This window comes from Brevibacillus soli (assembly GCF_044759095.2).
GTDB lineage: Bacteria > Bacillota > Bacilli > Brevibacillales > Brevibacillaceae > JBIYSM02.
This window is the reverse complement of the sequence record NZ_JBIYSM020000023.1, coordinates 1-23,175: the sequence shown is the minus strand read 5'-3', so window position 1 is coordinate 23,175 and position 23,175 is coordinate 1. Positions and strand designations below refer to the sequence as shown.

The 23,175-nt window shown below is 53.4% G+C and carries 27 protein-coding genes and 1 other annotated feature; of the genes, 26 read left to right on the top strand and 1 reads right to left on the bottom strand.

Features of this window, described 5'->3' with window-relative positions:
• Positions 1–68 precede the first annotated feature (68 nt).
• The 16 genes from ACE99V_RS11200 (at position 69) to rsmI (ending at position 12,793) form a co-directional block, all read left to right on the top strand.
• Positions 69–1,013 carry an NAD-dependent epimerase/dehydratase family protein gene (locus ACE99V_RS11200; protein ID WP_400491169.1) on the top strand — a complete coding sequence of 315 codons (945 nt, stop codon included), beginning with the start codon at positions 69–71 and terminating at the stop codon, positions 1,011–1,013.
• Positions 1,010–1,966: a lysylphosphatidylglycerol synthase transmembrane domain-containing protein gene (locus ACE99V_RS11195; protein WP_400491168.1), complete on the top strand. Its 957-nt coding sequence runs from the start codon at positions 1,010–1,012 to the stop codon at positions 1,964–1,966. The genes ACE99V_RS11200 and ACE99V_RS11195 overlap by 4 nt, the downstream gene beginning before the upstream one ends.
• Complete coding sequence (locus ACE99V_RS11190) at positions 1,963–3,477, top strand: alkaline phosphatase family protein (protein WP_400491167.1); 1,515 nt, start codon at positions 1,963–1,965, stop codon at positions 3,475–3,477. Before ACE99V_RS11195 ends, ACE99V_RS11190 begins: the two co-directional genes overlap by 4 nt.
• Positions 3,437–4,150, top strand: coding sequence for a glycosyltransferase family 2 protein (locus tag ACE99V_RS11185; protein ID WP_400491166.1), 714 nt, complete (start codon positions 3,437–3,439; stop codon positions 4,148–4,150). Before ACE99V_RS11190 ends, ACE99V_RS11185 begins: the two co-directional genes overlap by 41 nt.
• Positions 4,151–4,173: 23 nt before the next feature.
• Positions 4,174–5,172 (top strand): UDP binding domain-containing protein, encoded by a 999-nt coding sequence (locus ACE99V_RS11180; protein ID WP_400491165.1) that lies wholly within the window; start codon positions 4,174–4,176, stop codon positions 5,170–5,172.
• A 48-nt stretch (positions 5,173–5,220) separates the two neighbouring features.
• Entirely contained in the window at positions 5,221–5,403 is a 183-nt protein-coding gene (locus tag ACE99V_RS11175) for a sigma factor G inhibitor Gin (protein WP_400491219.1), read from the top strand.
• A 91-nt stretch (positions 5,404–5,494) separates the two neighbouring features.
• Positions 5,495–6,967, top strand: coding sequence for an aminotransferase class I/II-fold pyridoxal phosphate-dependent enzyme (locus ACE99V_RS11170; protein WP_400491164.1), 1,473 nt, complete (start codon positions 5,495–5,497; stop codon positions 6,965–6,967).
• Positions 6,968–6,994: 27 nt separating this feature from the next.
• Entirely contained in the window at positions 6,995–7,645 is a 651-nt protein-coding gene (gene tmk, locus ACE99V_RS11165) for a dTMP kinase (protein WP_400491163.1), read from the top strand.
• 113 nt (positions 7,646–7,758) lie between these two features.
• Complete coding sequence (darA, locus tag ACE99V_RS11160) at positions 7,759–8,088, top strand: cyclic di-AMP receptor DarA (RefSeq protein WP_400491162.1); 330 nt, start codon at positions 7,759–7,761, stop codon at positions 8,086–8,088.
• A 75-nt stretch (positions 8,089–8,163) separates the two neighbouring features.
• Positions 8,164–8,610: a YaaR family protein gene (locus ACE99V_RS11155; RefSeq protein WP_400491161.1), complete on the top strand. Its 447-nt coding sequence runs from the start codon at positions 8,164–8,166 to the stop codon at positions 8,608–8,610.
• 11 nt (positions 8,611–8,621) lie between these two features.
• Positions 8,622–9,602, top strand: a complete 981-nt coding sequence (holB, locus tag ACE99V_RS11150) for a DNA polymerase III subunit delta' (RefSeq protein WP_400491160.1) — start codon at positions 8,622–8,624, stop codon at positions 9,600–9,602.
• 3 nt (positions 9,603–9,605) lie between these two features.
• Entirely contained in the window at positions 9,606–10,421 is an 816-nt protein-coding gene (locus tag ACE99V_RS11145) for a PSP1 domain-containing protein (RefSeq protein WP_400491159.1), read from the top strand.
• A 29-nt stretch (positions 10,422–10,450) separates the two neighbouring features.
• A complete protein-coding gene (gene yabA / locus ACE99V_RS11140; protein WP_400491158.1) occupies positions 10,451–10,831 on the top strand; it encodes a DNA replication initiation control protein YabA in 381 nt (126 codons plus the stop codon).
• Between the two features lie 63 nt (positions 10,832–10,894).
• Complete coding sequence (locus ACE99V_RS11135) at positions 10,895–11,662, top strand: tRNA1(Val) (adenine(37)-N6)-methyltransferase (protein WP_400491157.1); 768 nt, start codon at positions 10,895–10,897, stop codon at positions 11,660–11,662.
• Positions 11,613–11,915 (top strand): GIY-YIG nuclease family protein, encoded by a 303-nt coding sequence (locus tag ACE99V_RS11130; protein WP_400491156.1) that lies wholly within the window; start codon positions 11,613–11,615, stop codon positions 11,913–11,915. Before ACE99V_RS11135 ends, ACE99V_RS11130 begins: the two co-directional genes overlap by 50 nt.
• Positions 11,916–11,917: 2 nt before the next feature.
• Positions 11,918–12,793 (top strand): 16S rRNA (cytidine(1402)-2'-O)-methyltransferase, encoded by an 876-nt coding sequence (gene rsmI, locus ACE99V_RS11125; protein ID WP_400491218.1) that lies wholly within the window; start codon positions 11,918–11,920, stop codon positions 12,791–12,793.
• A gap of 56 nt (positions 12,794–12,849) precedes the next feature.
• Here the strand turns inward: rsmI and ACE99V_RS11120 are convergent, their stop codons facing one another.
• The gene (locus tag ACE99V_RS11120; protein ID WP_400491154.1) at positions 12,850–13,101 is read right to left on the bottom strand and encodes an AbrB/MazE/SpoVT family DNA-binding domain-containing protein; all 252 of its coding nucleotides are present in this window, start codon (positions 13,099–13,101) and stop codon (positions 12,850–12,852) included.
• A gap of 396 nt (positions 13,102–13,497) precedes the next feature.
• Positions 13,498–13,746 (top strand) — a binding site (T-box leader).
• A gap of 163 nt (positions 13,747–13,909) precedes the next feature.
• Here ACE99V_RS11120 and metG point away from each other — a divergent pair.
• The 10 genes from metG to ACE99V_RS11070 all read left to right on the top strand — a co-directional run bounded on the left by metG (position 13,910) and on the right by ACE99V_RS11070 (position 22,902).
• Positions 13,910–15,943, top strand: a complete 2,034-nt coding sequence (metG, locus tag ACE99V_RS11115) for a methionine--tRNA ligase (protein WP_400491153.1) — start codon at positions 13,910–13,912, stop codon at positions 15,941–15,943.
• A gap of 32 nt (positions 15,944–15,975) precedes the next feature.
• Positions 15,976–16,755, top strand: coding sequence for a TatD family hydrolase (locus tag ACE99V_RS11110; RefSeq protein ID WP_400491152.1), 780 nt, complete (start codon positions 15,976–15,978; stop codon positions 16,753–16,755).
• Positions 16,756–17,097: 342 nt separating this feature from the next.
• A complete protein-coding gene (locus tag ACE99V_RS11105; RefSeq protein WP_400491151.1) occupies positions 17,098–18,183 on the top strand; it encodes a resuscitation-promoting factor in 1,086 nt (361 codons plus the stop codon).
• A gap of 176 nt (positions 18,184–18,359) precedes the next feature.
• Positions 18,360–18,914 carry a ribonuclease M5 gene (gene rnmV, locus ACE99V_RS11100; RefSeq protein WP_400491150.1) on the top strand — a complete coding sequence of 185 codons (555 nt, stop codon included), beginning with the start codon at positions 18,360–18,362 and terminating at the stop codon, positions 18,912–18,914.
• A complete protein-coding gene (rsmA, locus tag ACE99V_RS11095) occupies positions 18,911–19,804 on the top strand; it encodes a 16S rRNA (adenine(1518)-N(6)/adenine(1519)-N(6))-dimethyltransferase RsmA (RefSeq protein ID WP_400491149.1) in 894 nt (297 codons plus the stop codon). The genes rnmV and rsmA overlap by 4 nt, the downstream gene beginning before the upstream one ends.
• Positions 19,805–20,018: 214 nt before the next feature.
• Positions 20,019–20,291 (top strand): biofilm formation stimulator Veg, encoded by a 273-nt coding sequence (gene veg, locus ACE99V_RS11090; RefSeq protein WP_400491148.1) that lies wholly within the window; start codon positions 20,019–20,021, stop codon positions 20,289–20,291.
• 111 nt (positions 20,292–20,402) lie between these two features.
• Positions 20,403–20,585, top strand: coding sequence for a small, acid-soluble spore protein, alpha/beta type (locus tag ACE99V_RS11085; protein WP_400491147.1), 183 nt, complete (start codon positions 20,403–20,405; stop codon positions 20,583–20,585).
• Positions 20,586–20,745: 160 nt separating this feature from the next.
• The gene (gene ispE / locus ACE99V_RS11080; RefSeq protein ID WP_400491217.1) at positions 20,746–21,624 is read left to right on the top strand and encodes a 4-(cytidine 5'-diphospho)-2-C-methyl-D-erythritol kinase; all 879 of its coding nucleotides are present in this window, start codon (positions 20,746–20,748) and stop codon (positions 21,622–21,624) included.
• A 56-nt stretch (positions 21,625–21,680) separates the two neighbouring features.
• Positions 21,681–22,511, top strand: coding sequence for a pur operon repressor (gene purR / locus ACE99V_RS11075; protein WP_400491146.1), 831 nt, complete (start codon positions 21,681–21,683; stop codon positions 22,509–22,511).
• Between the two features lie 4 nt (positions 22,512–22,515).
• On the top strand, positions 22,516–22,902 hold the full coding sequence (locus ACE99V_RS11070; RefSeq protein WP_400491145.1) for a RidA family protein: 387 nt from the start codon (positions 22,516–22,518) through the stop codon (positions 22,900–22,902).
• Positions 22,903–23,175: the final 273 nt, after the last annotated feature.

Below are 23,175 nucleotides of genomic sequence, written 5' to 3'. Positions count from 1 at the left end.
GTTGTGGGGACCTGCTCGGCACAGCGCTGGCTTTTGCCGGGTGGGTATGGCAGAGGAGCGAAAACGCAATGAACATTTTGGTTACAGGGGGAGCAGGCTTCATCGGTTATCATCTTTGCTCATCCCTTTTGAAAAAAGGACATGCACTCACGGTGGTTGACAGCTTCCATCCCTATTACGAGCCGGCTCTGAAGCAAGCAAGGGTGGAAGCGCTGCAGCAGAGCGGGACCTTCTCCTTTTTCCGGCAGGATATCCTCGACGAAGAGAACATGCATGCCCTGTTTGAGCGGGAGCAGCCGGAAGCGGTCATCCATCTTGCGGCGGTTCCCGGTGTCCGCGGGTCTCTTCACGAACCGATCACCTACGTGGACATCGACGTCAAAGGCACGGTGCACATGTTGGAGCTGTCAAAGCAGTACGGTGTGAAGCGCTTTTTGTTTGCGTCTTCTTCCTCCGTATACGGAGAGAGGAGCATCAACCAGCCGCTGCAGGAGGACTCGGTCAATCTGAGCGTGGCCTCTCCCTACGCAGCCAGCAAGCTGGCTGCTGAGGTGTTCTGTCGCACCTATACCCAGCTGTACGACATCTCCATCACATCCCTTCGTTTTTTTACCGTGTACGGGCCGCACCAGCGTCCTGACATGGCGATTTCCCGTTTTCTCAAGCGGCTGCTCGATAATCAGCCGTTACCGCTCTACAACACCAGCTCGGTGCGAGACTATACCTACGTGGACGACATCGTCAACGGAATCGAAGCCGCCTTGCGAAGGATGGGCGGCTACCAGGTGTACAACCTCGGGAGCGGCAAGCCTGTGGGTCTGATGGAACTGGTTCACACATTGGAATCGGTCACGGGAATAAAAGCGAACCTGATCGTGGAAGGAGCACAGCCGGGCGATGTGAGCGGGACGTGGGCAGATATTACAGCGGCGCGGGAGGAGCTGGGTTGGACACCGCAAGTGACGCTGGAAGAAGGACTGCATCGATATTATCAATGGTGGCAATCACGGTGAAAAGGAAGATCGTCACCGCTGTCGGATGGCTTTTGCTGCTGGGATCCCTTTATCTCGTACTGACACAGCTGCAGATGCGGGACCTGTTGATTTCGATCAGGCAGTTTGTGGGCAGTCCTCACCTGATTCTGTTGATGACGGCAGGATACGGAGCCGCTTTTTGGCTTCGCAGCATGGCCTGGTCCTTCCAGATGGGCAGCCGAGTATCGGTATCGCAATTGTGGTATTACCATCATATCGGGCTTTTGCTCAACCATTTGCTTCCGGTAAAAGGGGGAGAACTGGCGCGAGCTGCTCTGCTCCGGACGAATCATCCATTTTCCTGGGGAGCTGCGCTGCTGTCGGTCGGCGCCAGCAGGCTGCTCGATATCGCAGGCTTGCTGGCGATCTCTGCGGCGGCCTTGCTGTTCGTTGCACCGGGGCAGGTTCAAGATTGGTATGGTGAGAGTCTCGGTACAGCATCCGCGCTTGTGTTTGGATTGGGTGTCGCGGTGCTGGCAGGGTATCGGTGGATCACGGTTCGCCGTTCTTCGCTTCTGGATCGGTATCTTGGCGTGTTTGTTGAACGGCCCAAATGGTTTGCCGCCTTTTGCCTGACGGTGGCCGGTTGGTCGCTGGAAGCGGTCGTCGTCTGGTCCGCGGTGATCGCTCTTAAGGGAGAGTTGAGCGTACCGCAGGCGCTGTTGGTGCACGTCCTGACCATCATCGGGCAAACCTTTCACGTCACACCGGGTGGGATCGGTACCTATGAAGCAGTCATGTCCGCACTCCTTCACGAGGCAGCGGGTCATCCGATGTCGTTTGCCCTGCAAGTGGCCATTGTCAGCCACGGCTATAAATTTTTCTACTCATTTGTCGTCGGCGGTTTCGCTGCCTGGCGCTTGTCGCTTTCCCCGCTCGCCTTTTTCCGCCGGGCGGTCGAGGAGAGCAAGAATGCGGAGGGATCATCTTGAAAAAAGCATCCAAATTGGAAAAGGTCGCGGCACGTTGCTGGAATGTTTTAAATGAAGGGAAGCCGTTTACACCTGTCTTCGTGACAGGGATCTTCCTGCTTTATCACCTCGGGCAGTGGGCAGAGGCAGGGTTCTGGGCAGATGCGTTGATCGCTCTGGCCTGGACGCTCCCCCTTCTGGCCGTCTATTTCCTCTACGATTTTCCATTGCACCTGCGCACCTTCTTGTGGATACCGTTTCTCGCCGCCTACTGGCTGTTTTCTTCCCAGGGGGTACTGTCGCTGCTGTTGCTGGCAGTGGGTGTCTACTTTTTCTTCACGGTGATTTTTTGGGGGACAATATACTATCATCTGCGGATCGGCACCACTCTGTGGAACTTCACCCGCTTTTGGAAGCTGGTCCTGAAAAACAGCGACTCGACCAGCGGCAACGCGCAGGAGCAAATCCCCAAAGTGATGACGCTATTGTTGGTGATGGAGTCGGCCTACCGTTTACAGGCGGCAGCGGGACATGTCGTTCCCAACGGGGAGGCTCTGCTGTTCGCTGCCAGTGTGGCGGTTTTCAGCTATCTGCTGCACCGCTGGCTGTTCAACTGGAAGCCGGTTGAGATTGGCACCTATACGCACAACGTCAAAACAGGCAAGCCGTTGGCGAAGAAAGTGTATATGATAGTAATTGACGGATGCAACAAAGAGCGGCTGGCGCTTGCTCATACGCCGTTTCTCGACTGGCTCAAGGCGACCGGTACGGAGTTTTCCAACATGGAGACCGTCTACCCGGCGCGCACCGTCGTCTGCTTCTCTTCGATGTTTACGGGTACGTATCCACGTGAGCACGGCATTACCAGCAACATGGTGTACAAGCTGGGGGTAAAAACGGAGAGCCTCTTTGACAGCCTGCGAAAAGTAGGGAAAAAAGGCGTCATGCTCGCTTGCGCTCATCTGGTCGATGCGTTCGGCAAAGATGTGGAGACGTTTACCGCCGTGATGAAAAACGACATCGCCGATCAGACGATCATGCGGCGAGCCCGGCAAATTGTCGAGGAAAGTGACCCGGATGTCCTGATCGTACAGCTGATCGGGACGGATCAAACCGGTCACAGCCGGGGGGTCTTTTACGATGAGTACTTGCAAAAAATCAGCGAGGCGGACGAACTGATCGCTTCGTTCTACCAGTGGCTGAAAGAACGCGGCAAGCTGGAGGAGGCTGCTTTTATCGTCTGCGCTGACCACGGCCAGTCGGACGGCATCGGCGGACACGGACACCTGGATGAGGGAGAGCGCTTCGTTCCGTTTATCATGCATGGCCCCATGGTGAAGCAGGGCTGTGTAAGGGAAGAGTGGAGCAGCCTCGTTTCCGTTGCTCCCACCATCGCTTATCTGATGGGAGCGCCGTATCCAGATAAATCGCGCGGACCTGTACTGGTAGACGCGCTGAAAACAAAAGGAAAGGAAACAGGAGAGAGTACCCATGATTCAAACGCTCTATATCGTAATACCGGCACGAAATGAAGAAGGCGCGATTGCGGAGGTAATCCGCAAGGTTCCGCGCCGCTTCCGTGACGATGTGGAGGTAAAGGTGCTAGTGGTCAATGACGGTTCCACCGACCGAACCGTCGAAGTGTCCCTTCAGGCGGGGGCTGATGAAATCTACACCATGCCGGTCAGTACCGGTCTGGGGGCTGCTGTTCGCGCGGGTCTGCGGGAAGCCTATCGGCGCGGTGCCCATTACGCGGTGATGATTGACGCTGACAACGAATATCCGGCTGAACAAATCCCGGAATTAGTGGAACCGCTGCTCGCCGGAAAAGCCGATTACGTGATAGGTTCCCGATTTTTGGGAACGATAAAAGGGATGAAATGGCATCGCCGTATGGGCAATTATCTGTTCACCGCCGTGCAGTGCATGCTGCTGCGCCGATTTATCTATGACGGCCAGTCGGGAATGCGGGCGTTTAACCGGGCTGCTCTCGCTGATCTGGAGATTATCCACGACTACAATTACGCGCAGGTCATGACACTGAATCTGGTGCGAAAAGGGTACCGTATGATGGAGATACCCATCCGCTATCAGGTGCGCACGACCGGTGACTCCTTTATACGCTTTGCTCCATACGTAACCAAAGTGATCCCGGCCATTTGGCGTGAAATGCGGCGGCCCGTTTCTCCAAAATCGATGGCGTAAGGAAAAAGGAGGCCGAGTGGCTCGTGTCCACCCGCAATTTGACACTGCTCTCCCTTTGTCCCCCCGCTCGATGCCAGGATGAGCTGGTTGGTCTCGGATTTTCATTGGCGGGTCATCCTTCTCCACAGGATGTGCCAGGAGCAGTGGTAACCGCCCCGGAAGACGTGAAGCGGCTGGTTGCCCTGCAGCCGAAGCCCTCTGCCGAACCCGGGCTGATGCTTGTCTACGGGCAACATGTGCCGTACGGACTGGCAGAGAAAATGAAAGCCGTTTGGCAGGCTCCGCAGTGGGAAGTGGTTCGCCTCTTTTTGCTGGCAGGAGGAGAACGGGCCCTGATCGGCGGAGATCCTGACAGTACGTGGATTCCGCGCTTGCGGCGCCAGTTGGCGGAACGGGAGGTGATCTCCTTGATCTGCCGGATGGGGGAAGTAGATGAGACAGTGAGACAACTGCCACTCTATCTCGCATGGAAGGAGCGTTTTTACCTTCAGCTTGGACGGCGCTGTGACGATACAGGCGTCCGACTTGAGGTCGTGTCCTGTGCTCTCGGGATGGACAAGCGGATTGGGCAGGGCTGGTTAACAGCAGAGCGGGGAGAAGAGTCTCCGATAGCTGAATGGCTGGCGGAGGAATGTTCCACCCTTGTCGAAAAGGCGAATGTGTGTCGCATCGCCTTGTGGGGCTCTGAACACTTCTGGCGGCAAGTCACCCAGGATTGGACAAGCGGAAAGGAAGTGCGGCTGTACGATCCTGCCGGTAAGGGAAAACCGAACAAGCCTCATTCCCGATGGCAGGTTTTCGGCAGCTGGGAGGAAACGTTGGAAGGAGCCGATTTGCTGGTCATCGGCGAAACGGATGAGCGCCTGAAGGAAATAGCTTTGCCAGAGATCGTGAATCGCATGCACCAGCCGTTCGTCATCGACGCCTGCGCCTGTTTTCCGCTACAGGAAGCGGAAGCCTTTTCCTTGAGTTACCGAACGCTTGGCCAAAACACGAACGTTTGGGAATGGAACGGATTATGATAGGGTATAATGGGTGGTAGAATAAGGAAAAGGGCAGGCGTTTTCATGATGGAAAGGATTGCTCAGCGTTGTATCGTGTGTGAACAGGAAAAGACAGAAGGAATTGCCATATTCGAGCAGTTTATCTGTCAGCGCTGTGAGCAGGAAATGGTGAACACCGACGTTCGGGATGAAAAGTATCCGTTTTTTATTCACCAAATGAGACAAATTTTGTTGAAGAAAGATGCATAAAGGAAAGCGGGAAGGGGCATCGGCGCTTGTAGCCGGTGCCCCTCAACCTTTGTTACAATGTTCGTAGAATGACGGAAGGACGTGAGCTTGCGTGCTGGATAAAACGGCTGACTTTTGGGAGAGGCAGCGAAAAGCGCCGCTGTACGAGACACTGGAGCGACACGCCAGACGACGACCCCACCCCTTTCATGTACCGGGACACAAGATGGGCTCAAGCTTTGACAGGGCGGGGAAAGAGCGGTTTGAGTCCGTTTTTCCGCTCGACATGACAGAGATTTCCGGCATGGACGACCTTCATCAGCCGGAGGGAGTGATAGCGGAAGCGCAAGCGCTTGCGGCAGAAGCATTCGGCGCGGAAGAAACCCGCTTTCTCATCGGCGGCAGCACGGTAGGCAATATTGCGTTGATTATGGCCGTATGCCGGCCGGGAGACAAGATTATCGTCCAGCGAAATTGCCATAAATCCGTGTTTAACGGCATCATGATAGCCCGGGCCACTCCTGTGTACGTGGTTCCTGCCGTTGATCTGGGAACAGGTGTGGCGGCAGGACTACGCAGGGAAGACGTGGAACGTACCCTTCAGGCCCATCCTGATGCAAAGGCAGTGTTTCTCACCAACCCCACCTATTACGGCATGGGGATTGATTTGGTCAAAATGGCGGCGACCGTGCACCGGTTTGGAATTCCGCTGCTGGTGGACGAGGCGCACGGAGCCCATTACGGATTTCACCCGTCGCTGCCCCATTCTGCGATGCAGTGTGGCGCCGACGCTGCTGTGCAATCGACCCACAAAATGGCATCGGCATTGACCATGTCATCCATGCTGCACATCCAGGGCAATCTCATTGACCGCGGACGGCTGGCGAGAGCGCTGGCGATGATCCAATCCTCCAGCCCATCGTATCTGCTGCTGGCCTCGCTCGATCTGGCCAGACGCCACCTGGTTATGGAAGCGGCGGGAGAATGGAATCGGTTGATTCCCGTTCTGGACGAGCTGCGCAAGCGGATTGGCGGCCTCGACTGGGTGCGGTTGGCGTCCCTTTCTTCCAACAGTGTATACACGACGCTTGATCCGTTTAAGCTGATGTTGAATCTGTACACCCGGAGCTTGACCGGTTTTACGTTGCAGAAGCTGTTGGAGGAGAATGGAGTGTTTCCGGAACTGGCTGACCTGGGTCATGTGCTGCTGGCTGCCTCAGCGGGAACCAGCCAGGAGGATGTGGACGCATTATGGCGTCTTTTGCAAGAACTTGCTCCGGAACCGGCGGCGGAGACGGTGCGTATCTTTCAAGCGGGAGTGCTTGCTTCCAGCTTTTTGCGGGAACAGGTCATGCCGATGCACGAAGCGGCAGATGCCGGCAGGGAGACGGTACCGCTGGAAGCCGCGGCAGGCAGAATAGCGGCCGAAATGGTCATCCCATACCCGCCGGGCATACCGCTTTTGGTTCCCGGAGAGCGGATCGACAGGGAGGTATTGGAGCTTCTCAAGGAACTGCGGGCGAGTCAGGCCCGTTTCCACGGTGTAAAGAACGCCCGGCTGGAAACGATTGAGGTTCACGCATAAATCACGTTTCAGAAAGGAGCAGCATTTGTGGCAGCAAAAAAAGCAGGCTGTTTTATTACCGTAGAAGGAGCGGACGGGTCAGGCAAGTCCACCGTAATCTCGCTTCTTTACGATTATTTGCACGACCGGGGGTGGAACGTGCTGTTGACCCGCGAGCCGGGAGGAATTGAGATTGCGGAAAAAATCCGCACCATTATCTTAAACCCGGAGCACACCCAGATGGACAAGCGCACGGAAGCGCTGTTGTATGCGGCGGCCCGCAGCCAGCATTTTGCCGAAAGAGTGCTCCCGGCCCTTCAAGCAGGAAAAGTGGTGCTGTGCGACCGCTTTATCGACAGCAGTCTGGCCTACCAGGGGTACGCCCGCGGGCTGGGAATCGACGAGGTGTACGCGATCAACCGGTTTGCAGTGGGAGATTACATGCCTGACCTGACCCTTTTTTTTGACGTGCGGCCGGAAGTTGGATTGGCCCGCATCAACGCCAACAAAGGGCGGGAAATCAACCGGCTGGATCTGGAGGACATCCGCTTTCATCAACAGGTGCAGGAAGGATACAGACTGGTGAGGGAGCGGTTCCCGGAACGGTTCGTGACCATTGATGCGGAACAGTCACTGGAGCAGGTGTTTGAAGTAGCGCGTACGATTTTGGAGGAACGATTGCAAGAATTCCGTATCTGAACCATGTGTACATACTGTATAATATGGTCAACAATATCGTTGCACCGTCCAAACCTGATACATACAATGAATCAAACGTTACGGTAAAGCCTAGACGGAAAGGGTGAGAAACGATGAAAATGGTGGTTGCTGTAGTTCAAGACAAGGACAGCGGGCGCTTGTCGCAGCTTCTGGTGAAAAAGGGGTATAGAGCGACCAAGCTGGCGAGTACCGGAGGCTTTTTACGCGCAGGGAATACGACGTTTTTGATCGGAACCAGCGATGAAAGCGTCCCCGATGTGATTGAAATCATTCAACAAAGCTGCAAGTCTCGCAAGCAGATGGTTACCCCTGTATCCCCCCTTGGCAATGCCGTCGACTCCTTTATGCCATATCCGCTGGAAGTTCAGGTGGGCGGCGCGGCTGTGTTCGTCTTGGACGTCGAACAGTTTCATTCTTTCTAATAGAGTTTCTCTCTCCTTTTCTTTTAGGCTTTCGTATATACTTAAAGCTGATGGATTGCCAACGGGGGTGACGGGATGAAAATCGGCGATGGGCTCCGACCGAAAATCGATCCGCTGAAAGCGGCGGAATCACGCAGAAGCGGACCTTTGGAAAAACTGCATTTCGGTGAATTCATCAAAGGAGAAGACCAGCGGATGTCGCAAGAGAGGCTGACGCAGCTTTTAAACGACATCGACAAGCACGGGCAAATGCTGGCCCGTTCCCGTTCCATCCGCGACTTCTATTACTATAAAAACCTGGTCAAACAGTTTATGGAAGAAGCCGTGAAGTACGGTATTACGCTCGACGACCGGCGAGGCATCAATCGACGCGGGAGAAGCCGCCTGTATAAAATCGTCAAAGAGGTGGACGCCCAGCTTCTGCAGCTGGCAGATGAACTGATAAGCGACCAGGCGCCGATGATCGACCTGCTGGCTCGAATCGGCGAGATCCGCGGGATGCTGATCAACTTGTACTTTTAGGTGGAGGTAACATGACCTGGACGTTATTTTCACAGCAGCCTCGGGTGTCGGAGCTGTTGTTTAACAGCCTGCGCAATCAGCGGTTGGCACACGCCTATCTGTTCACAGGGCCAAGAGGCGCGGGCAAAAAGCAGATCGCCCTGCATCTGGCGAAAGCTCTTTTTTGCAAGGAAAGGGTGGCGGATGCGTGCGGGCTCTGTCTTTCCTGCCGCCGGATTGAAGCGGGCAACCATCCGGATGTTCACTTCATTACGCCGGAGGGAACCGCGATAAAAATCGACCAGATTCGCGCGCTGCAAAAAGAGATGGCCATGCGTGCCGTAGAATCGTTCCACAAAGTGTATATCATCGAACACATCGATAAAATGACAACGCAGGCAGCCAACAGCCTGCTGAAATTTTTAGAGGAGCCGCCAGCGGGAGTCGTGGCGCTGCTGCTCACTGAAAACAGTCATGCCATCCTTCCGACCATTCTATCAAGGTGCCAAATCATCACATTCTCTCCTTTGTCTTCTGAACAGCTTGCGAAAGAATTGCAAACGTCGGGAATCCCGGCCGGCATGGCCAGGGTTGCCTCCCATATTACGACAAATTTGGAGGAGGCAAGGATAATCAGCCAATCAGATTGGTTTGCACAGCTTCGAAATGTAGTGATACAATTGATGAAGGAATGCAAGCAGCGCAATTCGGCTGCGCTCTTCACGATACAAGAGTTGTTTCAGAAAAATGATAGATTGAAGGAGGATCTGCCCCTCTTTTTGGATTTGCTCATCCTTTGGCTGCGCGATATCCTTTATGTGCAAGTAGGTAGGCATGCCCAACTGATCAACAGCGACCAACAGGATGTGCTGCAAGGACAAGCCTTGGTTTGGACGAAAGCTGAGCTCTTGCATGGGATTGATTTGGTCATGGAAACGAAAAATCGGATAGAGCGAAACGCCAACGCACAGTTGGCCCTTGAGCGGTTGGTTCTCCAAATCCAGGAGGGATAAACCTTGTATGAGGTTGTAGGTGTCCGCTTTAAAAAGGCGGGTAAAATATACTACTTTGATCCTGACAAGCTGCCGGTCGAGAAGGACAGTTATGTCATTGTCGAGACGGCGAGAGGGGTCGAGTACGGCAAGGTCGTCGTCGGTAAAAAGACAGTAGGGGAAACAGATGTCGTCCTCCCGTTGAAAAAAGTGATTCGAATTGCCGACCAGCGCGACGCCAAGCAGGTAGAGGAGAACAAACAGGCGGCGAAAAACGCTTTTGCCGTCTGCCAGACGAAGATCAAGGAACACAAGCTGGATATGAAACTGGTGGACGTGGAATACACGTTTGACCGCAACAAGATTATTTTCTACTTTACGGCGGACGGACGGGTGGATTTCCGTGAGCTGGTCAAGGATCTGGCAGCCGTATTTCGAACCCGCATCGAATTGCGTCAAATCGGCGTTCGCGACGAAGCGAAAATGCTGGGTGGAATCGGGCCGTGCGGACGACTGCTCTGCTGTTCCACCTTCCTCGGGGACTTTGAGCCTGTCTCCATCAAAATGGCAAAGGATCAAAATCTGTCGCTGAACCCGGCAAAAATCTCCGGGTTGTGCGGCCGCTTGATGTGCTGTCTCAAATTTGAGAACGACAATTACGAGAGCACCAAGGATGAGATGCCGGACGTGGGAACGCCGGTTACCACCCCAATGGGAGAGGGGCGAGTGGTCTCGGTCAATGTCCTGGATCTGTCCGTGCAGGTGGAACTCCTGGAGAACAGGCGCGTGATGGAATTTGCGCTTGATGAAATCGTAGTGGGACTGCCTGCGTTTGAATAAGGCTTTGGTAGCGGGGATGAGGTGTACAAGTGGATAAACGGGAAATCTTCGTCAAGATGGCGAGCATCGAAGAACGAATCGGCGATTTATATCGAGAAATTGGCGAGTTGAAGGACGTCATTGTCGTTTTGATGGAGGAGAACGCCCAACTACTCGTTGAAAACCAGCACCTTCGTAACCGACTCGATGGAAAGAAAGCGAGCATCAGCCCTCAAAGGCAAAAGGGGTCAAGTCCTGTCCGGGAAGAGAAGACCAGGGACAAGAAAAAAGTCGTGGGGGAAGGTTACGACAACCTGGCTCGTCTTTACGCAGAAGGCTTCCATATCTGCAATGTTCACTACGGAAGCCTGCGAAAAGAAGGAGATTGCCTGTTTTGCCTCTCCTTTCTCAGCGGAGCAGTTCATAAATAATGATGTGGCAGCGACCTGAACTTTCATCAGGTCGCTTTTTATGACAAAGGAGCATGTTACAGGATGCAAGCGGAAAACAAGGTACCGCTCTACGAATCTGAGCGGATTGACGATTTGCTGACACATGAAATGAAAATCATCCAGAGCCGCGAAGTGTTTTGCTTTTCGATGGACGCTGTGCTGCTGGCCCGGTTTGCCTCGGTGCCAAAACGGGGGCGTGTCCTCGATATGTGTACCGGCAACGGAGCGATTCCCCTCATTATGAGTACGCGCTCTCCCGAAGCGGTGTTTGAGGGGATTGAAATCCAGGAGCGTCTGTTTGACATGGCCAGCCGAAATGTTGCGCTCAACGGCCTGGAAGGGCGCATCACCATGCATCATGGCGATGTGAAGGAAGCGGTGCAGCTGTTTGGATACGGAAAATTTGATCTGATTACCTGCAACCCGCCCTACATGCCGGCAATGAGCGGGGAGAAGAACATCAGCGAGCATTTTGCCATCGCCCGCCACGAAATCCTGCTCTCCCTGGACGATGTGATTCGCGTCAGCAGCCAGTTGTTGAAAAACGGCGGGAAAGTGGCGCTGGTTCACCGCTCTACACGCCTGGTCGACATCATCACGCTGATGCGTCAGTACAGCATCGAGCCCAAGCGAATGAGATTGGTCTATCCGCGCCGCGATGCAGAACCGAACATGGTGCTAATTGAAGGCATCCGCAACGGAAAGCCGGAGCTAAGGATCCAGCCGCCGTTGATTGTTTACGAAAACGGAGAGGAATACTGTGAAGAACTGCAGGAAATCTATTTCGGAAAACGCGATTCCCTCGCATAAAAGCCATTTTGTCTACATTCTCCGCTGTGCGGACGGCACCTACTACACCGGCTACACGACCGAGCTGGTACGCCGGATTCAGGAGCACAACGAAGGAAAAGGGGCCAAGTACACCCGGGGACGAGGCCCGGTTGAGCTTATGTATCTGGAGGAGGGTTTAGACCGCTCCTGGGGCCAAACCCGTGAGGAAGCGATCAAGCGGCTGTCGCGCGCTCAGAAAGAACAGCTAATGGATGAGGGAGGCTTGGACTGATGATGAACACCCAACGCAGCTTTGCTCACGAGCACCAGGGAGTACTGTATCTGGTCGCCACCCCGATCGGCAATCTGGATGATATCACGGTCCGGGCGCTGCAGACATTAAAAGAAGCGGACGTGATCGCCTGTGAAGACACGAGACAAACGCGTAAGCTGCTGAACCACTTTCAGATTGACAAACGGACGGTCAGCTACCACGAGCATAACAAGGAGGCGAGCGGCAGCGGTCTGCTTCAATGGCTGGCGGAAGGCAAACGAATTGCGCTGGTGAGTGACGCCGGTTTGCCTGCCATTTCGGACCCGGGTGCCGATTTGGTCCGAGATGCGGTCGCTGCCGGTTTTCCCGTCGTTCCCGTTCCGGGTGCCAATGCCGCGTTAACCGCACTGATTGCTTCAGGGCTGCCGACGGAGCGATTTGTGTTTGCCGGCTTTTTGCCCCGCGAGAAAAAAGACCGGCAAAAAGAACTGGAACGGCTGAGAGGCTACGTCGAGACGGTCATCTTTTACGAAGCGCCCCACCGGATCGGGAAAACGCTGGAGGCGATCCGGGACGCATGGGGTGACCGTCGGGCCGTACTGGCACGCGAATTGACCAAACGATACGAAGAGTTTGCCCGAGGGACGCTTTCCGAGCTGATCGAGTGGTTGGCAGAAGGAGAAACTCGCGGTGAGTTTTGTCTGATTGTAGAGGGATTTCACGGAGATCCAGAAGAAGCCGGGCAGTCGGAGGCATGGTGGGCAGAGTTGAGTCTGGCGGAACACGTCGACCACTACTGCGCACAGGGTCTTGCTACCAAGGAAGCGGTCAAGCGAACGGCAGACGATCGAGGCCTGGCCAGGCGAGAGGTATACAACGAATACCATCGAGAGTAAACCGTGTATACATAGAAAAAGGGACTAGCTCAAGCTAGCCCCTTTCTATATATCTATTATCGTTTCACAACATGCATTTCAGCTAAGCATTCCTGGCAAACGATTTTTCCTTTAAAGTGGGAAACCTTGTCGGCATTGCCGCAGAAGATGCAAGCAGGCTCGTATTTTTTCAGAATGATTCGCTCGCCGTCAACATAGATTTCCAGCGCGTCTTTCTCCGCAATTCCCAACGTACGGCGGAGCTCAATCGGAATCACTACACGTCCCAACTCGTCTACTTTTCTTACAATACCGGTGGATTTCATCATGTTTGTACTCTCCTCTCAGTGGTGCCATTGTCGATTTATTCGTACATTCCAATCAATTATCGTCAATATTCGACAATTTCCGTTGTTTTTATCATACCAGCGATTCCCAAAGGTGTCAATACGAGTTTTCCCTAATCTTTGAAAGGGAAGGTATGTAATGACAATAAAAACCTAGTATTTCTTCGCGTTTGCGTACTGCGTACAGGTTGTTTGGCAGGTAATTTTTGGAAAAGAAAACTGGAAGATTTCGACTAACGATTTAGTCGTTTATTGTCGAAAATACAACGTTTTTTTCGACAAAAAATTTTCTTTCCTGCACCAATCGGCCATTCGCATGAGGAGGTTTACAAAGCCAATCGGACGTGTAAAATAGAGGTAAGGAAATTCACCATATGCTTACCGACCATGACGGGAAGAGTAGGCTTGACATCCTTATCTGCAGAGAGCCGGGGTAGCTGCGAACCGGTATAAGTGACCAAGCTGAACATGGCCCCTGAGTTTCGCCGATGAACCGATCACACCAATCGCTAGTTGGCGGCGCAAGCCTGCGTTACAGGCGGAGTCCCAGTCTGACTCGCCAAGTCTGTGTCTCGCGAGAGCGCAGAGCATTTGGGTGGTACCACGAGATAACAGCTCGTCCCAATCCGGGATGGGCTTTTTCTATTTTACGTGTAGGAAAGCTTAAAATGTTATCGCATTAAGCTTTCCGAAACGCACAAATAGCTTCCCCTATAGAAGAACCAGCTTCTTCGGAAGGGCTACAATAGAGGCTATTTTTACAAACGTTCTACGGGAGGTTTTTGTTGCAATGAGCAAGCAAACGTATTACATTACAAGTCCGATTTACTATCCCAGCAACAAGCTGCATATCGGCAATGCCTACACCACCATCGCTTGTGACGCGATGGCCCGGTACAAGCGCCTGCGCGGCTATGACGTCTACTACCTGACGGGTACGGACGAGCACGGCCAGAAGCTGCAGGAGCGGGCTGCCGAGGAAGGGAAGCAGCCGCTGGAATTTATCGACCCCATCATCGACTGGATCAAAGACCTGTGGGACCGTCTGGACATCTCCTACGACGACTTCATTCGTACGACGCAGCCGCGCCACAAGGAAGTGGTGCAAAAAGTCTTCCAGCGGCTGTTGGACCAGGGAGACATCTACCTGGGTGAGTATGAAGGTTATTACTGCGTGCCGGACGAGTCGTTCTGGACGGAAACGCAGTGCAAGACGGACAAGGGTTACTTCTGTCCGGACTGCGGCCGCGAAGTGAAAAAGGTGAAGGAGAAAAACTACTTCTTCCGCCTGTCCAAGTATCAGGACAGACTGCTTCAATACATTGAGGAGAACCCGGACTTCATCCAACCGGAATCCCGACGCAACGAGATGATCAACAACTTCCTGAAGCCGGGTCTGCAGGATCTGAGCGTATCCCGCAGCACATTTGACTGGGGAATCAAGGTGCCGAGCGATCCGGAGCACGTCATCTACGTTTGGATTGACGCGCTGACCAACTACATTTCTGCTCTCGGCTATCTTTCCGAGGATGACAGCAAGTACCGCCGATACTGGCCGGCCGACGTGCATCTGGTGGGCAAGGACATTCTTCGCTTCCACACGATTTACTGGCCGATCCTGCTGATGGCGCTGGATGTACCGCTGCCGAAAAAAGTGTTCGGCCACGGCTGGCTGCTGATGCCGGACGGCAAAATGTCCAAATCCAAAGGCAACGTGATCGATCCGAAGCTGTTGATCGACCGTTACAGCTCGGACAGCGTTCGTTACTTCCTGCTGCGTGAGATCGCCTTTGGGGCTGACGGGGTATTTACACCGGAAAGCTTTATCCAGCGATTGAACTTTGATTTGGCCAACGACATCGGCAACCTGCTGAGCCGTACCACCGTGATGATCGAGAAGTACTTCGAAGGCAAGGTGCCCGAGCCGCAGGAAACAGGCGAATTTGACGACAGCCTGATCGAGCTTGCCACCAAGACCAAGGGACTCGTGGAAGAGCACATGGATGAAATGCGCTTCAGCAATGCCCTGTCCCACATCTGGGAACTGGTTGGCCGTGCCAACAAGTACATTGACGAAACCATGCCGTGGAACTTGGCCAAGTCAGAGGAGACCAAAGGCCGCCTAGCGACCGTGATGTACAACCTGATGGAGAGCATTCGCATCATCTCCATTCTGATTCAGCCGTTTATGACCAAAACCCCGATAAAAATCTGGAGCCAGCTTGGCATTGCAGATCGTCCGGAAACGCAAGCATGGGAGTCCGCGGGCACGTGGGGAGTGCTACCGGCAGGAAGCCGTGTTACCCGCAGCGAACTGCTCTTCCCGCGCCTCGACGTTCAGGCAGAGCTTGCTTTCATCGACGAGTCGACGGCGGAAGCCCGCAGACAGGCTGAAGAAAACAAGAAAAAGCAAGAGGCATTGAAAGGAGAAACATCCGTGAACGAAACTGCCAGCAATCAAATCCAGGCGCAAGCAGAGGAAAAACCGGCTGACGCCAAGGACGAAATCACCATTGACGACTTCGGCAAAGTGGAGCTGCGCGTTGCACAGGTGATCGCATGCGAAAAGCATCCGAACGCCGACAAGCTACTGGTGCTGCAGCTTGACCTGGGCTACGAGAAACGGCAAGTAGTCTCCGGTATCGCCAAGTACTATACGCCAGAAGAGATGGTCGGCAAAAAAGTCATTCTGGTGGCCAACCTGAAGCCGGTAAAACTGCGCGGGGAACTTTCCCAGGGCATGATCCTGGCGGCGTCCGCGGGTGATCAGCTGACACTGGCTACTGTAGATCCGAGCATGCCGAACGGCGCGATTGTGAAGTAGTTCCCGCACGAAAAAGAAAGGAAGGACATTACGTGTTCATTGATACGCACGCGCATCTAAACGCCAAGGAGTTTGACGAGGATCGCGAGGAAGTGATTGCCCGAGCCCGGGAAAACGGCGTCAGCACGATTGTCAACATCGGATTCAACGCGGAAACCATCCCGACCTGTCTGGAGTTGGCGGAGCGCTATGAATTCATTTATGCAGTGGTGGGCTGGCACCCGCAGGATGCCAAGGACATGACGGACGAACATCTGGAATGGCTGGAGGAGCTGAGCCGCCATCCCAAGGTGGTCGGCCTGGGAGAGATGGGACTGGACTACTACTGGGACACTTCGCCGAAAGACGTGCAGGCGGAGGTGTTCCGCAAGCAGATTCGCCTGGCCCGCAAGCTGCAAATGCCGATTGTCATCCACAACCGGGATGCTCATCAAGATATCATCACCATCCTGAAAGAGGAGAAGGCGGCTGAAGTAGGCGGCATCATGCACTGCTTCTCCGGCAGCTGGGAGACGGCAAAACTGGCGCTCGACATGAACTTCCACATTTCGTTCGGGGGGCCGCTTACGTTTAAAAACGCGAAGCAGCCGAAAGAAGTGGCAGCCAAAGTTCCGCTCGACCGCCTGCTGATCGAGACAGACTGTCCGTATTTGACACCCCATCCGTTCCGCGGCAAGCGCAATGAAACCGGCTATGTCCGCTACGTCTGCGAGGAGATGGCCAACATCCGCGGGCTTTCTTACGAGGAGATGGCGGCCATCACGTCTGATAATGCGCGGCGGCTGTTTGGACTCCCGACGCAAACGAAATAGCAAAAAGGCGCCTGGAAAAGGGCGCCTTTTTCTATCTTTTGTACCATTCTTTCTTCGCTAGTGGCTGCATATCATGTACAATATGTCGAACGAAAATTCTTACATCGACATGTTCTCTCGACAGAAAGAACCTAGGTTTCGCGCTGCTTGTCTGCTAAGGTAGTACCAAGTTTTTCATTCGGTCAGGGAGGGGCAAATTTGACAAACCAGAAAAAGTAGCATAAAATCAAGACCAACCTTGTTCAAGGCCCGCCATATGCGATAAACGACGCAAATTTCATCGACCCTAACCTGGCTAGAACGGAAAAGTTGAGAGCTTTTCTACGAAAAGGAGTGTGGGAAATGGAGTTAAGCAAGTTGTGGGCGGCGCGCAAGACACTAGTCCTTCCAATTGCGGGCGGACTGGCCTTGGTGCTGTTATCCATCCTTGGCTACTTCTCAATCCTAGCTACCCAGCCAAAACAGGTCACGTTAACGCTAGACGGCTCTACACAAACTTACGAAACTCAGGCAGAAACGATTGAGCAATTCCTGGCAGAACAAAAGATACCTGTAACGGACAACGATCAACTAAGTCCTGCAGCAACTACTGAACTTATTGACGGAGCAACGATTGAAGTACATACGAGCTGGGTTATTCCCGTAGAAGTTGACGGACAAACAAAAATGGTTCATACCTTACATCGGGATGTAGCTGGCGTCATAAAAGACGCAGGGATCGCGCTGGGTGATCGGGATCAGGTTCAACCCGCTTTAACCGCAGCGCTGACAAAAGAAACAAAAATTCGTGTTACGCGAATCGCCGAAAAAGTGGTGCAAGTCGATCAACGAGTGCCTTTTCAGGAGATTCGAAAAAATGATGCGTCTCTGACCAAAGGACAGACCAGGGTCCTGCAAAAGGGGCAGGAGGGCAAGGCCGTTCTTCACTACAAGCTGGTCACGGCGAATGGCAAGGAAGTATCCCGTGAGCTGGTGAAGACAGACGTAATCACACCAAAGATAGACCGCATTGTGGCAGTCGGTACAGCATCAGCCGTCACCGCTGAAAAGCGGAAACGAGCGGTAGCCGCAGCGTCGACGGTTTCCCGCGGCGGAAGAGTGTTCCGTCCCCATAAGGTGTTGAGCGGGGTTACTTTGACAGCCTACACCCCTGCCGGGGGAGGCAAACCCAAGAGCTCTCCGGGGTACGGTCGTACAGCGATCGGAGTGATGGCAACGGAAGGTCGTACCATTGCTGTCGATCCGAGTGTCATTCCGATGGGTTGGTGGGTCTTCATTGACGGGATTGGATATCGTCGAGCGGAGGATACGGGTGGTGCCGTGCGCGGCAACAAAATCGATGTATTCTTCAACAATCACGCGGAGGCCGTACAGTTTGGCCGAAAACGGAATAAAACGGTCTATATCATTGGACCGCAAAAACCGTAGAGGACAGGGGCGCATGCTCCTGTCTTTCTTTTTCCTAGGAGATTGTGATAAGCTGTTGTATTAATATGACGGGAGAACGGTACCGTACGTTTCGGGGAAATCCTCCGCAAACAAACATTTTTTTGGTGAACACTATTAGCAACCACTCATTTCTGGGAGTGTAGGAGTAAGTGAACATGAAAATCAAGGAATTGATTGTCGTCGAAGGTCGCGACGATACCGCTGCCATCAAGCGGGCAGTAAATGCAGACACGATTGAAACAGGCGGTTCGGCCATTAACAAGCGCACGATTGAAAAAATTCGTCTGGCCCAGCAAAAGCGCGGCGTCATCATTTTTACCGACCCCGATTATCAGGGAGAGCGGATTCGCAAGATTATCAGCCGCGAGGTCCCCGGATGCAAGCATGCGTTCATCACCCAGGAGGACGGCACCAAAAAAGGAGATATCGGCGTGGAAAACGCCTCGCCAGAGGTAATCATTCGCGCGCTGTCGGAAGTGCGTACGGAAATGGCAGAGACGGCAGGACAAATCACCTTTCAAGACATGGTGGCGTACCGGCTTACCTCCGGCTCGGACTCCAAGGAGCGGCGATTGAAGCTGGGAGAGCAGTTGGGGATTGGATACGCCAACGCCAAGCAGATGTTGCAGCGGCTCAATGCGTTCCAGATCACGAGAGATGAGTTCGTGGCGGCTATGGAAGCGATCGACAAGGGAGCGGAGAAGTCATGACGAGAACAGTCGGCAAGGATATCGCGACGCCAACGCGAACGAAGGAAATTCTGGAGAAATACGGCTTTTCCTTCAAGAAAAGCCTGGGGCAAAACTTTCTCATCGATACCAATATCCTGCACAACATTATAGATGCGGCGGAGCTTACCAAGGAGAAAGCGGCCATCGAGATTGGCCCGGGGATCGGGGCGCTGACCGAACAGCTGGGCCGAGCAGCCGGAAACGTCATGGCGATCGAGATTGATCAGAGATTGCTGCCGATTTTGGAAGAGACGCTCGCTCCTTACGATAATGTAGAAATCGTGCACGGTGACGTACTGAAGCTCAATCTCAAGCAACTGATCGCCGACAAACTGGCAGGCTACCAAAAGGTGAGCGTGGTGGCCAATTTGCCATACTATGTCACCACGCCTATTCTCATGAAGCTGTTGGAAGAGCGGCTCCCGCTGGAGCATATCGTCGTCATGATTCAAAAGGAAGTGGCTGACCGCATCGCTGCCAAGCCGGGCACCAAGGATTACGGCTCGCTCAGTGTGGCGGCCCAGTTTTATGCAGAGGCGGAAGTGGCGATGGTCGTGCCGGCCAGCGTATTTATCCCAAAACCCCATGTCGATTCTGCCGTAATCAAGCTGACCATTCGGGAGAAACCGGTGGTCCAAGTGGAAGACGAAGACTTGTTCTTCCGCGTCGTACGAGCCTGCTTTGCCCAACGGCGGAAGACGCTGTTGAACAACTTGATGAGCGGCCTGTTTGCAAAAGATCAGAAAGAAGAAGTAATACAGCTTCTTGGGAGAGTTGAAATTGATCCCACGCGCCGTGGCGAAACCCTCCGCATCGAGGAGTTTGCCCGCTTGGCCAACGAGGTTTTTCGAACAAAAATCATCCGATAAAATCAAAAAAACGACCCTGACTTTTGCCTATTCGGGCAGAAGGAATGGTCGTTTTTTCCTTACATTGTAAATTTACATTCTTGCGACAAAAGTCATCGTTTTATCTGAAAAAATGACCGTTGACAAAAACTTAATCTGGTTGCTATAATTTTAAATTTCTTTGACAAAATATATCTAAGCTGTTATAATGGAATCAAGCGAGGTGGATGGAACAATGGCAAGAAACGCGTTACTGGACATTAAACGCAGTTTGGACGGGCACATTGGAGAGCGCATCCTACTGAAAGCCAATGGCGGTCGCCGCAAAACCGTCGAACGGACGGGCATCCTCGAAGAGACATACCCATCCGTATTCGTGGTAAAGCTTGATGACGACCAGTTGTTTGAAAGAGTTTCTTACAGCTATGCTGACATCTTGACGGAAACTGTAGAATTGACTGTGTGCCGTGATGACGAGCACATTCGCATTACCTTTGTACAACAGTAGAGCCTTGGGGTTCTACTGTTTTGTTTTCTATAGATAAGAGAGCTTGCCCTATAGTCGGTTCGGAAAGTGTACATACTAAGTTTGTCAACGAGAAGGGAGGTTGTTCGTGCAATGGGTCGCAGACGAGGCATCATGTCAGATCAGTTCAAGATGGAGTTGGCCAAGGAGCTGGGGTTTTACGATACGGTTAAGACCGAAGGCTGGGGCGGCATCACCACCCGTGACGCCGGAAACATGGTCAAGCGCGCCATCCAGATGGCCGAGGAAGCGTTAGCCAAGCAAAACACCAGATAAACTCGTTGACAAAAAGCCGGGGAAACCCGGCTTTTTATTGTGGGTCCCAGCCGACACCAGCGTTAGCTTAAGTCGGCTGGGTAAAGAGTGGCATGGAAGAGAATGCCTATGCTACAATAAGAGACTAGGAAAACTGTGAATGTAGGCAGAGGTGAACAATTTGCGGATCTCGGTCAAAGCACCGGCCAAAATTAACCTTACTCTCGATGTGCTCTCCAAACGACCAGACGGCTATCATGAAGTGGAGATGGTGATGACGACCGTTGATTTGGCCGATCGAGTGGACTTGACTTTGCTGGACAGCGGAGAGATTGCGCTGGATTGCTCTGCCAGCTTCGTTCCGGATGATATGCGAAACCACGCGTACAAGGCGGCGACGCTGCTCAAGGAACGGTATCAGGTACGGCAAGGCGTACGAATCTACATCGACAAACAGATTCCGGTTGCGGCCGGATTGGCGGGGGGCAGCAGCGATGCGGCGGCCACCCTGCGCGGACTGAACAAGTTGTGGAATTTAGGGCTGTCGCTCGACGAACTGGCGGAGCTGGGAGCAGAGATCGGCTCAGACGTGCCGTTCTGTGTCTACGGCGGAACTGCACTGGCCAGAGGAAGAGGGGAAAAAATCACCCATCTGACCTCTCCCGCCGCCTGCTGGGTCATTTTGGCCAAACCGCCTATCGGAGTTTCCACGGCAGATGTATACGGGAATCTGCGGGTACAGCAGATTGCCAACCATCCCCCGACTGAACAAATGCTGCGAGCCATCCGTAATCAGGATTTTGCGCTGATGTGCGACTCGCTTGGCAATGTCCTGGAGGAAGTGACACTCTCACTATATCCGCAGGTACGTCAAATCAAGGAGTTGATGGCGGCATCAGGAGCTGACGGTGTGCTGATGTCAGGCAGCGGGCCGACCGTCTTTGCCCTCGTTCAAAAGGAAGGCAAGGTACATCGGATCTACAACGCTCTGCGCGGGTTTGTGAAAGATGTGTACGTGGCCAGAATGTTGGGCGGATCGGAAACGGATGTGCTTGCATAATTCCGTACATAAATGTTACATTAACAGAATAATATTCGGTTTTTGGAGGAAGAATCATGAAAAAACTGCGCAGAAGTGCGCGTCTGGTTGACATGACGCAGCACTTGCTTGCCCATCCCCACACGTTGATTCCGCTTACCCTTTTTTCGGAGGAGTACGGTGCGGCGAAATCTTCCATCAGTGAAGATCTTTCCATCATCAAGGAAGCGTTTGAAACCCAGGGCGTGGGCGTATTGAAGACTGTGGCGGGAGCGGCTGGCGGAGTGAAGTTCATTCCACGGGTGAATATGGAACAGGCAACTCACTTCATGCGCGAATTGATCGGTCATCTGGAAAAGCCTGAACGCCTCCTTCCCGGCGGGTATCTCTACATGTCCGACATCCTTGGCAACCCGGGTACGCTGGCCAACATCGGCAAACTGTTTGCGACGGCTTTCGCCGACAAGGACGTCGAGGTAGTCATGACTGTGGAGACAAAAGGGATACCGCTTGCCTACGCTACCGCTGCTTATCTGAACGTTCCTGTCGTCATTGTAAGACGAGACAACAAGGTAACGGAAGGCTCCGTGGTCAGCATCAACTACGTGTCCGGCTCCAGCAAGCGCATTCAGACCATGTCGTTGGCTCGCCGGGCATTGGCTGAACAGTCCCGTGTTCTCATCGTCGACGACTTTATGAAAGCAGGGGGGACGATCCAGGGCATGATCGACCTGCTTCAAGAGTTTCGCGCTACCGTGGTTGGCTGCGGAGTACTGGTGGAGACGGCAGATGTCAGCGAGCGGCTGGTGGAGGAGTACATCTCCTTGGCCAAGCTGCAGGATGTGGATTTGAAAGGAAAGCAGATCGAAATCGAGTTGGGCAGTTATTTTGCCTCAGAGGGGGAGTAAGAGTATGAGCGCCATCTCTTTTGTATCTACGGAAAAAGCGCCTGCTGCGATTGGTCCGTACAGCCAGGCTGTTAAAGCGGGGCCGTTCCTGTTCGCTTCCGGACAGATTCCGCTGCGCCCGGACGGTACGCTGGTGGAAGGCGACATCGTGGAGCAAGCGCATCAGGTGTTTGCCAACATTCAGGCAATCCTGGCCGAAGCGGGGGGAACCCTTTCCGACGTGGCAAAGGCGACTGTCTTCATCAAGGACATGAACGATTTTGCCCGCTTGAACGAAGTCTACGCCCACTATTTTGGCAATCACCGCCCGGCTCGTTCCACTGTGGAAGTGGCGCGACTGCCGCGGGATGTCAAGGTGGAGATTGAAGTGGTTGCATACATCGGTGAATAAAACACGCAAGGCAGGCACGACGTCATGAGGCGTTGTGCCTTCTTTTATAGTGTATAAGAATTTATAAATTTGGACATCCCATACAGCCGCTAGAAAAGTGTTCGGGGCCCCGCCCGGCGAAGCGTTAGCTAGTTACTCCTGAAAAAATCGTTTTTTGGCAGAAGCATCTCATTGTGGTGAATCTCAGGGGGCTACCGTGTAACTGTATCCGTTAATCGTTGCTTATTTGGCCATTTGGGCTGCTCTTCTGAGGTTATGAGCCCAGATTCCGAA